Source organism: Shewanella acanthi (genome assembly GCF_019457475.1).
Classification (GTDB): domain Bacteria; phylum Pseudomonadota; class Gammaproteobacteria; order Enterobacterales; family Shewanellaceae; genus Shewanella; species Shewanella acanthi.
Genome location: NZ_CP080413.1, coordinates 961,493 through 974,951 on the forward strand (window position 1 = coordinate 961,493; position 13,459 = coordinate 974,951).

12 protein-coding genes and 2 tRNA genes are annotated in these 13,459 nt (G+C 47.5%); 13 read left to right on the plus strand and 1 reads right to left on the minus strand.

Translation table 11 applies throughout. From position 1 onward, the window contains the following. Positions 1-31: 31 nt before the first annotated feature. Positions 32-331: a ribosome assembly RNA-binding protein YhbY gene (gene yhbY / locus K0H61_RS04290; RefSeq protein WP_220051522.1), complete on the minus strand. Its 300-nt coding sequence runs from the start codon at positions 329-331 to the stop codon at positions 32-34. A 90-nt stretch (positions 332-421) separates the two neighbouring features. Between yhbY and rlmE the strand changes: the two genes are divergently transcribed. From rlmE to truB, 13 genes are all read left to right on the plus strand, one after another. Continuing rightward, positions 422-1,051 carry a 23S rRNA (uridine(2552)-2'-O)-methyltransferase RlmE gene (rlmE, locus tag K0H61_RS04295; RefSeq protein WP_220051523.1) on the plus strand — a complete coding sequence of 210 codons (630 nt, stop codon included), beginning with the start codon at positions 422-424 and terminating at the stop codon, positions 1,049-1,051. 29 nt (positions 1,052-1,080) lie between these two features. Further along, positions 1,081-3,051 (plus strand): ATP-dependent zinc metalloprotease FtsH, encoded by a 1,971-nt coding sequence (gene ftsH / locus K0H61_RS04300; RefSeq protein WP_220051524.1) that lies wholly within the window; start codon positions 1,081-1,083, stop codon positions 3,049-3,051. A gap of 152 nt (positions 3,052-3,203) precedes the next feature. Beyond that, complete coding sequence (gene folP / locus K0H61_RS04305) at positions 3,204-4,040, plus strand: dihydropteroate synthase (protein ID WP_220051525.1); 837 nt, start codon at positions 3,204-3,206, stop codon at positions 4,038-4,040. Between the two features lie 71 nt (positions 4,041-4,111). Further along, positions 4,112-5,449 carry a phosphoglucosamine mutase gene (gene glmM, locus K0H61_RS04310; RefSeq protein WP_220051526.1) on the plus strand — a complete coding sequence of 446 codons (1,338 nt, stop codon included), beginning with the start codon at positions 4,112-4,114 and terminating at the stop codon, positions 5,447-5,449. A gap of 194 nt (positions 5,450-5,643) precedes the next feature. Further along, positions 5,644-6,426 (plus strand): triose-phosphate isomerase, encoded by a 783-nt coding sequence (gene tpiA / locus K0H61_RS04315; RefSeq protein ID WP_220051527.1) that lies wholly within the window; start codon positions 5,644-5,646, stop codon positions 6,424-6,426. Position 6,427: 1 nt separating this feature from the next. Beyond that, the gene (gene secG, locus K0H61_RS04320) at positions 6,428-6,760 is read left to right on the plus strand and encodes a preprotein translocase subunit SecG (RefSeq protein WP_220051528.1); all 333 of its coding nucleotides are present in this window, start codon (positions 6,428-6,430) and stop codon (positions 6,758-6,760) included. Between the two features lie 11 nt (positions 6,761-6,771). Next, a tRNA-Leu gene (locus K0H61_RS04325) sits at positions 6,772-6,858 on the plus strand. Between the two features lie 82 nt (positions 6,859-6,940). Next, positions 6,941-7,017, plus strand: a tRNA-Met gene (locus K0H61_RS04330). A gap of 171 nt (positions 7,018-7,188) precedes the next feature. Continuing rightward, positions 7,189-7,644 carry a ribosome maturation factor RimP gene (rimP, locus tag K0H61_RS04335; RefSeq protein WP_220051529.1) on the plus strand — a complete coding sequence of 152 codons (456 nt, stop codon included), beginning with the start codon at positions 7,189-7,191 and terminating at the stop codon, positions 7,642-7,644. A gap of 29 nt (positions 7,645-7,673) precedes the next feature. Beyond that, complete coding sequence (gene nusA / locus K0H61_RS04340; RefSeq protein ID WP_220051530.1) at positions 7,674-9,173, plus strand: transcription termination factor NusA; 1,500 nt, start codon at positions 7,674-7,676, stop codon at positions 9,171-9,173. A 25-nt stretch (positions 9,174-9,198) separates the two neighbouring features. Then, on the plus strand, positions 9,199-11,862 hold the full coding sequence (gene infB / locus K0H61_RS04345) for a translation initiation factor IF-2 (protein WP_220051531.1): 2,664 nt from the start codon (positions 9,199-9,201) through the stop codon (positions 11,860-11,862). A gap of 62 nt (positions 11,863-11,924) precedes the next feature. Next, positions 11,925-12,386 carry a 30S ribosome-binding factor RbfA gene (rbfA, locus tag K0H61_RS04350; protein ID WP_220051532.1) on the plus strand — a complete coding sequence of 154 codons (462 nt, stop codon included), beginning with the start codon at positions 11,925-11,927 and terminating at the stop codon, positions 12,384-12,386. After that, complete coding sequence (gene truB / locus K0H61_RS04355; RefSeq protein ID WP_220051533.1) at positions 12,386-13,336, plus strand: tRNA pseudouridine(55) synthase TruB; 951 nt, start codon at positions 12,386-12,388, stop codon at positions 13,334-13,336. Before rbfA ends, truB begins: the two co-directional genes overlap by 1 nt. Positions 13,337-13,459 lie beyond the last annotated feature (123 nt).

Sequence of the window (13,459 nt, forward strand, 5' to 3'; positions counted from 1 at the left end):
TTGGAGTGGCCGTTTTGATTAAGGCTGGAAATTACTTTGCTCTTGGTAGCGCTATTTTCATTTCAGGTGATTGGCGGTAAATCACTAGGTTATGACCAATAAGTTGCACTTTTGCAGATTGAGTTTCACGAACAATGGCATCAACGATGGCATTTTTTAATTCTCTATCAGCAGAGGCGACTTTGACTTTAATCAGTTCATGGTACGCCAGTGCGCTGTCAATTTCAGCGAGTACACCTTCAGTCAGGCCATTGGCACCAAGCAGCACCACTGGCTTTAAATTGTGCGCCAGACCTTTTAAATGCTGTTTTTGTTTGGTTGTTAAGTTCATTTCTACCAACTTTTGCTGAGTTACTGTTGAAAAACCGCTATTCTACCCTTATATAGCCCTTGTGTAACTCTCAATTGTTGCGGATTTTAAATGTCAGGTAAAAAACGTACTGCCAGTTCCACCCGTTGGATGCAGGAACACTTCGACGATCATTACGTCAAACTCGCTCAAAAACGTGGATTGCGCTCTCGCGCCGCGTTCAAGCTTGAAGAGATTCAGGAAAAGGATCACTTAATTCGTCCTGGAATGACCGTTGTGGATTTAGGCGCGGCTCCAGGAGGTTGGTCTCAAGTAGCGGTTAAATTGGCAGGGGATAGAGGTAAAGTCATTGCCTGTGATATTCTACCCATGGATCCCATCGTCGGAGTGGACTTTTTGCAAGGGGACTTTCGTGAAGAGAAAGTACTCGAAGCATTGCTAACTCGCGTCGGTGAGGATAAGGTTGATGTTGTACTGTCTGATATGGCACCCAACATGAGTGGTTCCGATGGTGTCGACCAACCGCGCGCCATGTATTTAGTCGAACTGGCTTTAGATATGTGCCACCAAGTATTGGCGCCTAATGGTTGTTTCGCCGTGAAAGTCTTTCAGGGGGAGGGCTTTGACGAATACATGAAAGCGGTAAAAGAGGCATTCAAAGTCGTTAAAACACGTAAACCGGACTCTTCGCGGGCGCGTTCTCGCGAGGTCTATCTTGTGGCGACAGGGTATAAGTTGTAGTACCCTTGCGTTAATCATCGCAAGACTTTATGAGGTCTAGTAATTTGAGTGATATGGCAAAAAATTTAATACTCTGGGTTGTCATCGCCGTTGTGTTGATGTCAGTGTTTCAGGGTTACTCCCCCTCTTCTTCGTCATCGCAGAAGATGGATTATTCGACTTTTCTCGACAATGTTCGTGATGGACAGGTCGCCACTGTCGAAGTTAAAAGCGACCAACGTACTATCGAAGGCGCTAAGCGTACGGGCGAAAAGTTCACTACGATCATGCCTCTGTATGACCAAGATTTAATTAACGATCTTGACCGTAAAGGCATCACAATGAAGGGCCAAGAGGCGGAAGAGTCAGGCTTCCTAACTCAGATCTTCATTTCATGGTTCCCAATGCTGCTCTTGATCGGGGTGTGGATTTTCTTTATGCGCCAGATGCAGGGCGGCGGTGGCAAAGGTGCTATGTCCTTTGGCAAGAGCAAAGCCAAGCTGATGAGTGAAGATCAAATTAAAACTACTTTTGCGGATGTTGCTGGCTGTGATGAAGCCAAGGAAGAAGTAAAAGAGTTGGTTGATTACCTACGCGACCCAACCAAATTCCAAAAACTCGGTGGCCGTATTCCTACGGGCGTACTGATGGTGGGGCCTCCTGGAACAGGTAAAACCTTACTGGCTAAGGCGATTGCCGGCGAATCTAAAGTGCCTTTCTTTACCATTTCGGGTTCAGATTTCGTTGAAATGTTCGTCGGTGTCGGTGCATCCCGTGTGCGCGACATGTTTGAACAGGCTAAAAAGTCTGCGCCTTGCATCATTTTTATCGACGAAATCGATGCAGTAGGTCGCCAACGCGGCGCGGGTTTAGGTGGTGGTCATGATGAGCGTGAGCAAACCCTTAACCAAATGCTGGTTGAGATGGATGGCTTCGAAGGTAACGAAGGGATTATCGTGATTGCAGCGACTAACCGTCCAGACGTACTTGACTCTGCCTTGCTTCGTCCAGGTCGTTTTGACCGTCAAGTGGTTGTTGGCCTCCCAGATGTTCGCGGCCGTGAGCAAATTCTGAAAGTACATATGCGTAAAGTGCCGCTTTCTGAAGATGTTAAAGCAAGTGTGATCGCCCGTGGTACACCTGGTTTCTCTGGTGCTGACTTAGCAAACCTAGTTAACGAAGCTGCACTCTTTGCTGCGCGCGGTAACCGCCGTGTAGTGGGTATGGAAGAGTTTGAACGTGCCAAAGATAAAATCATGATGGGTGCTGAGCGCCGCTCTATGGTGATGTCTGAAGCAGAAAAAGAAATGACCGCGTACCATGAAGCCGGCCATGCGATTGTGGGCTGTTTAGTGCCCGAGCATGACCCTGTTCATAAGGTCACTATTATTCCTCGCGGCCGAGCGCTCGGTGTGACGTTTTTCTTGCCTGAGGCAGATGCAATAAGCCAAAGCCGCCGTAAGTTAGAAAGCCAAATCTCGGTTGCCTATGGTGGTCGTTTAGCAGAAGAACTGATTTATGGCACTGAAAAAGTGTCAACCGGTGCTTCGCAAGACATTAAGTATGCTACGTCGATTGCCCGTAACATGGTGACCCAGTGGGGCTTCTCCGACAAACTCGGCCCATTACTCTATGCAGAGGAAGAAGGTGAAGTGTTCTTAGGTCGTAGCATGGGCAAAGCCAAGGCGATGTCCGATGAAACTGCGACGCTGATCGATGCTGAAGTTAAGGCCTTTATTGACAAGAACTACGGCCGTGCGAAGCAAATATTGGTGGATAACATCGATATTTTACATTCGATGAAAGATGCCCTGATGAAGTATGAAACCATTGATTCAGTACAGATTGATGATTTGATGAATCGTCGTGAAGTACGTCAGCCAGCCGATTGGCAGGCCGATGACAATGGTTCAAACGACAAAGGTAGCGGCAAGGGTGAACCAAGCTATAAGGCTGATGAAGCGGAAACTCCCGTTGCAGATACAGACCTTAACGATGCCGATGAATCACCGGTGAAGTAATCCGTTGTTGTTAAGAGAAAACCCCGTCTAGGGGTTTTCTTGTTTTATCTTGCTAGAAATTGCCTTGAAACTCGGGCAATTGGAAGTGAATCATCCTGTTTTCTTGTCAACTCGCTAAAAGGCTGGCAAGTGGTTGTTTATGGAGTAAATGCGTGTTCGAATTAGTTGCAGGTACTAAGCGATTGTCCCTTGCTTCGCCCGTTGTGATGGGGATTCTTAATGTGACCCCAGATTCTTTTTCCGATGGCGGCCAATTTTCCTCCTTCGAATTAGCCTGCAAGCATGCCGATGAAATGGTGTTGCAGGGGGCAAAGATTATCGATATTGGCGGTGAGTCAACCCGCCCTGGCGCAGCGGATGTTGCGCTTGAAGAAGAATTAGCAAGGGTTATTCCGCTGGTGCGTTATGTGGCGCAGTATCATGATGTATGGATCTCTGTTGATACCAGTAAGCCCGAAGTCATGCGCCAAGCTATTGATGCTGGCGCGCATCTGATTAATGATGTTCGCGCGCTGATGGAGCCTGGCGCACTTGAGGTCGCTGCAAGTTTGAATGTACCTGTCTGTTTAATGCATATGCAGGGGCAACCTCGCAGTATGCAGAGCGCACCTGAATATCAAGATGTGGTATCGGATGTCTCGGGGTTCTTGAAAGGACGAGTTCAGGCTTGTCTCGAGGCTGGAATTAAACGTGAAAATTTGTTGATTGATCCTGGCTTTGGCTTTGGTAAAACCTTGGAACACAATTATGAACTACTGGCAAAGCTAGAAGCGTTCCATTCTTTTGAGCTACCTATATTGATTGGTTTGTCCCGTAAGAGCATGATCGGTAATCTGCTCGAGCGCCCCACCACAGAAAGGCTTGCAGGTAGTCTCGCGGGCGCTTTGATTGCAGCGCAAAAGGGCTCGCACATTATTCGAGTTCATGATGTTGCAGAAACGATTGATATTCTTAAAGTATTAGAAGCGGTGCAGGCCAACAACAAGTAACCAATTTATGGTCTGTAGTGTGTATAGTGATTTATCCCAATTCAAAGGGATTTTGTTTAGTGTGGGGCGATATGACAGAACGTAAATTTTTTGGAACAGATGGTATTCGTGGCAAAGTGGGTGCAGGTCAAATGACGCCGGAGCTGGCTTTGAAGTTAGGTTGGGCGGCAGGACGAGTATTGTCGCGTAGTGGCACAAAAAAAGTCATTATCGGCAAAGACACCCGAATTTCAGGTTACATGTTTGAGTCGGCTCTAGAAGCGGGTCTTTCAGCAGCAGGGTTAAATGTGATGCTTATGGGGCCAATGCCCACTCCGGCGGTCGCTTATCTGACCCGCACTTTCCGTGCCGAGGCGGGAATTGTGATCAGTGCTTCCCATAATCCTTATTACGATAATGGTATTAAGTTTTTCTCTACCGATGGCAGTAAGTTAGACGATAACCTAGAGCTTGAAATTGAAGCTGAATTGGAAAAGCCTCTCGAGTGTGTCGAATCCCATTTAATGGGAAAGGTGTCTCGCATTGAAGATGCCCGCGGACGTTACATTGAATATTGCAAAGGTAATTTTCCAGCCGATCAAACCCTGACAGGTTTAAAAATTGTGGTGGACTGTGCCCATGGCGCGACCTACCACATCGCCCCTGCTGTTTTTCGTGAGTTAGGCGCCGAGGTTATCAGCATTGGTGACAAACCAAATGGTGTGAACATCAATGACAAAGTTGGCGCGACGTCGATGGGCAAAATTTGCGAAACCGTGTTAGCCGAAGGTGCTGATCTGGGGATTGCCTTAGACGGTGACGGTGACCGTATTATGATGGTTAACAGTAAAGGTGAAGTTGTCGATGGCGATCAAATTCTTTATATCCTAGCCTGTGATGCCAAAGCGCGCGGCGTATTGCGTGGCGGTGTGGTGGGTACCTTAATGTCGAACCTTGGCTTAGATTTAGCGTTGCAATCATTGGATATTCCGTTTGCTCGCTCTAAGGTCGGTGACCGCTATGTGATGGAAATGCTAAAGGAGCTAGATTGGCGTATTGGGGGCGAAAACTCTGGCCACGTGCTTAATCTCGATCATGGCACAACCGGTGACGGAATTGTGGCGGGTATTCTCGTGCTTGCTGCAATGCGTCGTCAGAATGCAACCTTAGAGCAACTCACCGCACCGATGGAAATGTTGCCTCAGGTATTGGTTAACGTTCGCTTCGAAGGTAACCACAATCCCTTAAGCTCAGAGAAAGTCAAAGCGGCACAGGCACAGGTTGAATCCCAATTAGGTGTTCGCGGACGAGTACTTTTACGTAAGTCGGGTACTGAACCACTAATCCGCGTGATGGTTGAAGGGGATGAGCATGCTACTGTGTTAGCACATGCTAATTTCATTGCCGATGCGGTAAAATCAGCAAGTTAATTTCCGTTATAGTTGGTATTGAATGCAGCTGATGCCATTGAAAATGAAAGCGTTAGCTGCATTAATAATCAGAATTGTTAAGTTGAGTGTAAAAACTGAGCACTCAATTCAAAGAAGTGAATAATTTCGAAAAAAGCTATTGTAACTTAATATCTGGTTCGCTATTATTCACGCCGCTTTCAGAGGAGACAGTGATGGCACTCAGACGTCCTATGGTAGCTGGTAACTGGAAAATGAATGGCAGCGCGGGCTTAGCCCAAGAGCTTTTCAAAAAGTTTGCCTCGAAGCTCCAAAATGATTCAGCTGAAGTGGTTTTATGCCCGCCTTCTATCTATCTAGAAAGCGTTAGGCAACTGCTTGAAGCCAACAAAGAAGCCTTAGATGGCTCACTTGTTCGGATGGGCGCACAAAATCTAAGTCAACATGATTTTGGTGCTTATACAGGTGAAGTTTCAGGTCAGATGCTTAAAGATGCCGGTTGTCGCTATGTGATTATCGGGCATTCTGAACGTCGCCGTATGTACGGAGAGACGAGTAATATCGTAGCGGAGAAATTTGCCGCTGCACAAAAGCACGGTTTAACCCCGATTTTATGTGTGGGTGAGTCCGGTCCGGCGCGTGAAGCAAGACGTACCTTCGAGGTGATTGCTGAAGAGTTGGATGTAGTGATCCAAAAGAATGGCACTATGGCTTTTGATAACGCGATTATCGCCTATGAGCCACTTTGGGCCGTAGGAACAGGTAAAAGCGCGACACCAGAGCAGGCACAAGAAGTACATGCGTTTATTCGCAAGCGTCTCTCTGAAGTGTCTCCGTTTATCGGAGAAAATATCAGGATTCTCTACGGTGGTAGTGTAACGCCGAGTAATGCTGCAGATTTGTTTGCCCAACCTGATGTTGATGGTGGACTGATTGGCGGTGCCAGTTTAAACTCGACCGAGTTTTTAAGTCTGTGTACCATAGCGATGAGCGCATAATATGTATGAAGTTTTAGTAGTTGTTTACTTGTTGGTTGCATTAGGTTTAATTGGCCTGATCCTAATCCAGCAAGGTAAAGGAGCTGACATGGGTGCCTCGTTTGGCGCTGGTGCGTCAGGTACCTTATTCGGTTCTCGCGGTTCAGGCAATTTCCTGACACGCACTACGGCGATTCTTGCCATTGCGTTTTTCACGTTAAGTTTGCTGATCGGCAACTTAAGTGCAAACCACGCAAAAAATGAAGATGCATGGAAAAATTTAGGTTCTGATGAACAGGTAACTCAGCCAGTTGATCAAGCAACCGAAAAGTCAGAAACCAAAATTCCTGACTAGAAAAGGGTGTCGCCGAGGTGGTGAAATTGGTAGACGCGCAGCCTTGAGGTGGCTGTGTCCTAACGGACGTGCGGGTTCAAGTCCCGCTCTCGGCACCAAATATAATTAAGTAAGACGAAATAGGTTCTGACTTAATTATTGCAAGGAAGGACGATAGTCAATATACTTGCACACAGTTGACGCGGGGTGGAGCAGCTTGGTAGCTCGTCGGGCTCATAACCCGAAGGTCGTCGGTTCAAATCCGGCCCCCGCAACCAGCTCCTAGTAACGAATAGTGTTTGAATTCGTTATGGTTTACAGGTTTTAGATATTAATGACCTCGTGATTACGGGGTTTTTTGTTATCTGAGACTTTTAAATTTGTCGTATGCTCATGCGACGTTTTACTAGGGCTATTAAGCCCTTTTTTGTTTTTTTCGGGGGTCAATTTTGGCAACTTTAGAATCCAGACTGGCAGAAATGCTCAAGGTACCAGTGGAAGCGTTAGGCTTTCAGTTATGGGGCATTGAATATGTGCAAGCGGGAAAGCATTCAATCCTGCGCGTGTTCATCGATGGCGAAAATGGTATCAACATTGAAGATTGTGCCAGTGTGAGCCGTCAAGTCAGTGCTGTTCTTGACGTTGAAGACCCTATTTCTACCGAATATACCCTAGAGGTTTCTTCACCTGGCGTAGATAGACCATTATTTACTGCTGAACAGTACGGTGCTTACGTGGGTGAAGATGTAAAAGTGCAATTAACGATGCCCGTTGCTGGTACTCGTAATTTAAAAGGCGCCATTATGCAGGTTGACGGGCAAATGCTCACGTTAAATGTGAATGGTAAAGAGCTAGTTGTCGCCTTGGATAATATCCGTAAAGGCAACATCATCGCTAAGTTTTGATGGTTTCAAGGTGAACGAGGCAAGACGAAATGAATAAAGAGATTCTGCTAGTCGCTGAAGCGGTTTCAAATGAAAAAGCCGTTCCACGCGAGAAAATTTTTGAAGCGCTAGAGACTGCTCTGGCTACTGCAACCAAGAAAAAATACGAAGGCGATATCGACGTTCGTGTATGCATCGACCGTAAAACCGGTGCCTACGACACTTTCCGTCGTTGGATGGTTATCGATGATAAGGGCGTAGCCTTAGAAAACCCATTCCGCGAAATTACGCTGGAAGCGGCTCGTTTTGAAGACCCAGAAATTCAACCTGGTGATTATATTGAAGACCAGATCGAATCTGTGGTATTTGACCGTATTACCACGCAAACCGCTAAGCAAGTGATCGTACAAAAAGTACGTGAAGCCGAGCGTGCGCAGGTGGTTGAACAGTTCCAAGATAAAGAAGGCGAGCTGATCACCGGGGTGGTGAAAAAAGCGACCCGCGAAAGTGTGGTGGTTGACTTAGGTAACAACGCTGACGGCGTATTATTCCGTGAAGACTTAATTTCACGCGAATCTTTCCGTCCTGGTGACCGCGTGCGTGCATTACTGTACTCAGTTCGTCCCGAAGCCCGCGGCGCACAGTTATTCTTAACTCGTACCAAGCCAGACATGCTGATTGAGCTGTTCCGTGTCGAAGTACCTGAAATTGCCGATGAGCTGATTGAAGTAATGGGCGCTGCCCGTGATCCTGGTGCTCGCGCTAAGATCGCGGTTAAGTCAAATGACCGTCGTATCGATCCAATCGGTGCGTGCGTTGGTATGCGTGGCGCGCGTGTTCAGGCGGTGTCGAATGAATTAGGCGGTGAGCGCGTCGATATCGTGTTATGGGATGAAAACCCTGCACAATTTGTTATCAATGCTATGGCGCCAGCGGATGTGGCTTCTATCATCGTTGATGAAGACAACCACTCTATGGATATCGCGGTTGAGGCCGAAAGCCTGGCACAAGCGATTGGCCGTAACGGTCAAAACGTCCGTTTAGCGACTCAACTGACGGGTTGGGAGCTGAACGTGATGACAGTGGAAGACATGAATAAGAAACACCAAGCCGAAAGCGCGAAGGTGAAAGAACTGTTCATTCAAGCACTAGATGTAGATGAAGATTTTGCTCAAGTACTGGCTGACGAAGGTTTCACTTCATTAGAAGAAGTTGCCTATGTGCCTGTATCTGAATTATTAGCAATTGATGGTTTCGATGAAGATATCGTCGAAGCATTACGTGAGCGTGCTAAGGCTGCGATCTCGACTCGAGCTCTCGCATCCGAAGAAGCACTTGATGGTGTGGAGCCAAGTGAAGAGTTGTTAGCACTTGAAGGTGTTGAAAGACACTTAGCCTATGTTTTAGCTAGCAAAGGTATTGTGACTCTTGAAGACTTGGCTGAACAAGGCATTGATGATTTGATCGAAATTGAAGAATTGACAGAAGAAAAAGCAGGTGCGCTTATCATGGCTGCCCGCAACATCTGTTGGTTTGGCGAAGAAGCATAAGTCGATCAACAGGGGGATTTAACTGATGGCAGATACTACCGTAGAGAAATTGGCCACGGAAGTGGGTAAAAGTGTTGAGCGTCTGATTGAGCAATTCACTCAGGCCGGAATTAAGAAAGGCCAAACTGATAACGTGTCTGAAGCTGAAAAGCAGCAGTTACTGGATTATCTGAAAAAGCAGCATGGTGGCGAAAGCACACCAACTAAGATGACGTTGCAACGTAAAACCGTATCGACCCTGAGTGTGGCCGGTAATGGTGGTCAGTCTAAAGACGTGAAGGTTGAAGTGCGTAAGACTCGTACCTTCGTTAAGCGCGATGTGAATGAAGCGGCTCTGAAAGCTGAAGAAGAAGCCAAAGCGCAAGCTGAAGCAGAAGCTCAGGCAAAAGCAGCTGCTGAAGCTAAGGCAAAAGCTGAGGCCGATGCCAAAGCTAAAGCTGAAGCGGCCGCCAAAGCGGAAGCCAAGGCTAAAGCTGATGCAGAAAAAGCAAAAGCGGCTGAAAAATCACCTAAAGATACCTCGCCAGAAGCGGAAGCTGCACGTATTGAAGCTGAGCGCTTAAAAGCAGCTCAAGCTGAAGCGACTAAACGCAAACAAGACGAAGAAGCGGCTAAAGCGGCTGAGAAAGCTCGTCTACTCGCGGAAGAAAACTCTAAGCGTTGGGACGAAGAAGAGCGTCAACGTAAAGAAGCTGAGCGCATGAGCGATCACCATATCACGACCTCTAAAGTGGCACGTGCCGCTGAAGATTCATCTGATATGGATGAAGAAAAGCGTGGTCGTCGTGCACGTAACAAGAACACGGCAAAGACCAAACGTGGCGGCAAAGATGCGCGTGATGGCCGCGAAGGTCGCGAGAAGCACATGCGTAACCGCAGTACTGCGCCAGAATCTATGGCACACGGCTTCAACAAGCCTGTAGCTGCAGTAAACCGTGACGTACGTATCGGTGAAACGGTTACTGTTGCAGAACTTGCGCACTTAATGGCGGTTAAAGCGACTGAAATCATCAAGCAAATGATGAAAATGGGCTCTATGGTGACGATCAACCAAGTGTTAGATCAAGAAACCGCTCAATTAGTTGCTGAAGAAATGGGCCACAAAGTGGTACTGATCCGTGAAAACGAATTAGAGCAACAGGTTCTTTCTGATCGTGATGAGGAAGGTGGTGTTAAGCTTGAGCCTCGTGCGCCAGTAGTAACCATCATGGGTCACGTTGACCATGGTAAAACGTCTCTGCTTGACTATATCCGCCGTGCGAAAGTCGCAGCGGGTGAGGCCGGTGGTATTACTCAACATATTGGTGCATACCATGTTGAGACTGAAAACGGCATGATCACTTTCCTTGATACCCCAGGTCACGCCGCGTTTACCGCAATGCGTGCACGTGGTGCTAAGGCGACGGACATCGTTATTCTGGTTGTCGCGGCTGACGATGGCGTGATGCCACAAACTATCGAAGCGATTCAACACGCTAAAGCGGGTAACGTGCCATTAATCGTTGCGGTTAACAAGATGGATAAGCCGGAAGCGGATATCGATCGTGTTAAAAACGAACTGTCACAGCACGGCGTTATGTCTGAAGATTGGGGCGGAGACAACATGTTTGCCTTCGTATCGGCTAAGACAGGTGAAGGCGTTGATGATTTACTTGAAGGCATTCTACTGCAAGCTGAAGTTTTAGAGCTTAAAGCGGTACGTGATGGTATGGCTGCCGGTGTGGTAATTGAGTCACAACTGGACAAAGGTCGCGGCCCTGTGGCTACCATTCTGGTACAAGAAGGTACACTGCGCCAAGGTGACATCGTACTTTGTGGTTTAGAGTACGGTAAAATTCGTGCGATGAAGGACGAGAATGGTCGTTCAATCACTGAAGCGGGTCCATCTATTCCTGTTGAGATTTTAGGTCTGTCAGGTGTGCCATCTGCAGGTGACGAAGCAACAGTTGTTCGCGATGAGCGTAAAGCACGTGAAGTCGCACTGTACCGTCAAGGTAAGTTCCGTGACGTGAAATTAGCACGTCAGCAAAAATCTAAGCTGGAAAACATGTTTGCAAACATGACCGAAGGCGAAGTGAAGGAACTGAACATCGTTCTGAAAGCAGACGTTCAAGGTTCACTCGAAGCGATTACCGATTCATTAATGGGTCTGTCTACCGACGAAGTGAAAGTGAACATCATTGCTCGCGGTGTGGGTGCGCTGACCGAAACTGATGCAACGCTAGCAGCTGCGTCAAACGCTATCATGGTTGGTTTTAACGTCCGTGCTGATGCTCAGGCACGTAAGACCATCGAAAACGAAAGCGTAGATTTACGTTACTACAGCGTTATCTATAATTTGATTGATGAAGTGAAAGCTGCGATGACAGGTATGCTGTCACCAGAATTCAAACAACAGATTATCGGTCTGGCTGAAGTACGTGACGTGTTCAAATCACCAAAACTGGGCGCAATCGCTGGTTGTATGGTGACAGAAGGAACCATTAAACGCAGCGCACCAATCCGCGTACTGCGTGATAACGTGGTGATCTTCGAAGGCGAACTCGAATCGTTACGTCGCTTTAAAGACGACGTCAATGAAGTTCGTAATGGCATGGAATGTGGTATCGGTGTTAAGAACTACAACGATGTCCGCGTGGGTGACCAAATCGAAGTATTCGAAACCGTCGAAGTGGCACGTACACTTTAAAGATAAAGAGGGCGGCATTAGCCGCCCTTTCAATTTAATGACATAGCTATGGTAAATCTATTATGGCAAAAGAATTCAGTCGTACACGTCGCATAGCCCAGCAGCTTCAGCAGGAGCTTGCCGTGGTATTGCAACGCGACATGAAAGATCCCCGCATTGGTTTTGTTACCGTAAATGACGTTGATGTCTCCCGTGACTTAAGCTTTGCCAAAGTGTTTGTGACCTTCTTTGAAGAAGACAAAGATGTAGTGCAAGAGAAACTCAACGCACTTATTGCTGCTGCACCTTATATCCGTACTTTAGTGGCAGGTCGCATGAAGCTACGAGTCATGCCTGAGCTACGTTTCGTTTACGACAGCTCACTTGTTGAAGGTATGCGTATGTCTAATCTCGTTAGCCAAGTGACTGCCCGTGATAAGGCCAAGCAGCAACAGTTTGGTACCGACGATGCCGATGCGACCGGCGATTCAGATGTGACAGATAGTGACATCGCAGATAGCGATGACTCTGAAGGTAAAGCGTAATGGCAAGACGTCCTAAGGGCCGATATATCGACGGTATTGTATTGCTCGATAAGGCCACTGGCATGAGCTCAAACTTTGCGTTGCAGCGTGTAAAACGCTTTTTTAATGCAAACAAAGCAGGGCATACGGGAGCACTCGATCCCTTAGCGACCGGGATGTTACCTGTGTGTTTAGGGGAAGCGACTAAGTTTTCCCAGCACCTGCTTGATGCCGATAAGCGTTATCTTGTCACCGCAAAGTTGGGGCAACGTACCGATACCAGTGACTCCGACGGTGAAGTGGTACAGACACGCCCAATCGAATTTACGACAGAGCAACTCGATGTTGCCCTTGATCATTTCCGTGGTGATACGCAGCAAATCCCTTCGATGTATTCGGCGCTTAAGTACCAAGGGCAACCACTGTACAAATATGCCCGTGAAGGCATTGAAGTTCCCCGTGAGGCTCGCCCAATCACCGTATTTGAGCTGAATTTTATCAGCCTCGAAGCTGATGAGCTGACCTTAGATATTCATTGTTCTAAGGGCACTTACATTCGCACAATTATTGATGATTTAGGCGAGATGTTAGGCTGCGGCGCACATGTCATCATGTTGCGTCGTACTCAAGTCGCGCATTACCCATACGCGAAAATGGTGACTCTCGAACAACTTGAGGCGCTGGTGAACGAGGCGCAGGAGCAACAGGTTGATCCAAGCAGTTTATTGGATCCACTGTTATTACCAATGGATACCGCGGTGGCCGATTTCCCCGAGGTTAACGTACCCGATGCCAGTTCTGCTTACCTGATGCAAGGTCAAGCGGTGCGTGTGAGTGGTTTACGCCCAAACGAGTTGGTCCGTATTACCCTAGGAACTGAGCGTCGTTTCGTGGGTATTGGCGAGATGAACGACGATGGCTTACTTGCGCCTAAGCGTTTAATTGTGATGCACGAGGCTGCAGCCCAATAGTTAATTAACGCAGATGTTGATTAACTCCTTGGCTTTTTATTGCGCGGGCAAGGGATTATGGGTAGAATAGCGCGCCCTCTGGCTGAGTTAGTGATCGGCTAGAGATTCACATTATATATTTGG

Coding starts and splice junctions, on each gene's coding strand:
- tpiA (WP_220051527.1), top strand. CDS start 5,644: ATGGCACTCAGACGTCCTATGGTAGCTGGTAACTGGAAAATGAATGGC.
- truB (WP_220051533.1), top strand. CDS start 12,386: ATGGCAAGACGTCCTAAGGGCCGATATATCGACGGTATTGTATTGCTC.
- secG (WP_220051528.1), top strand. CDS start 6,428: ATGTATGAAGTTTTAGTAGTTGTTTACTTGTTGGTTGCATTAGGTTTA.
- glmM (WP_220051526.1), top strand. CDS start 4,112: ATGACAGAACGTAAATTTTTTGGAACAGATGGTATTCGTGGCAAAGTG.
- nusA (WP_220051530.1), top strand. CDS start 7,674: ATGAATAAAGAGATTCTGCTAGTCGCTGAAGCGGTTTCAAATGAAAAA.
- rbfA (WP_220051532.1), top strand. CDS start 11,925: ATGGCAAAAGAATTCAGTCGTACACGTCGCATAGCCCAGCAGCTTCAG.
- rlmE (WP_220051523.1), top strand. CDS start 422: ATGTCAGGTAAAAAACGTACTGCCAGTTCCACCCGTTGGATGCAGGAA.
- infB (WP_220051531.1), top strand. CDS start 9,199: ATGGCAGATACTACCGTAGAGAAATTGGCCACGGAAGTGGGTAAAAGT.
- yhbY (WP_220051522.1), bottom strand. CDS start 331: ATGAACTTAACAACCAAACAAAAACAGCATTTAAAAGGTCTGGCGCAC.
- ftsH (WP_220051524.1), top strand. CDS start 1,081: ATGAGGTCTAGTAATTTGAGTGATATGGCAAAAAATTTAATACTCTGG.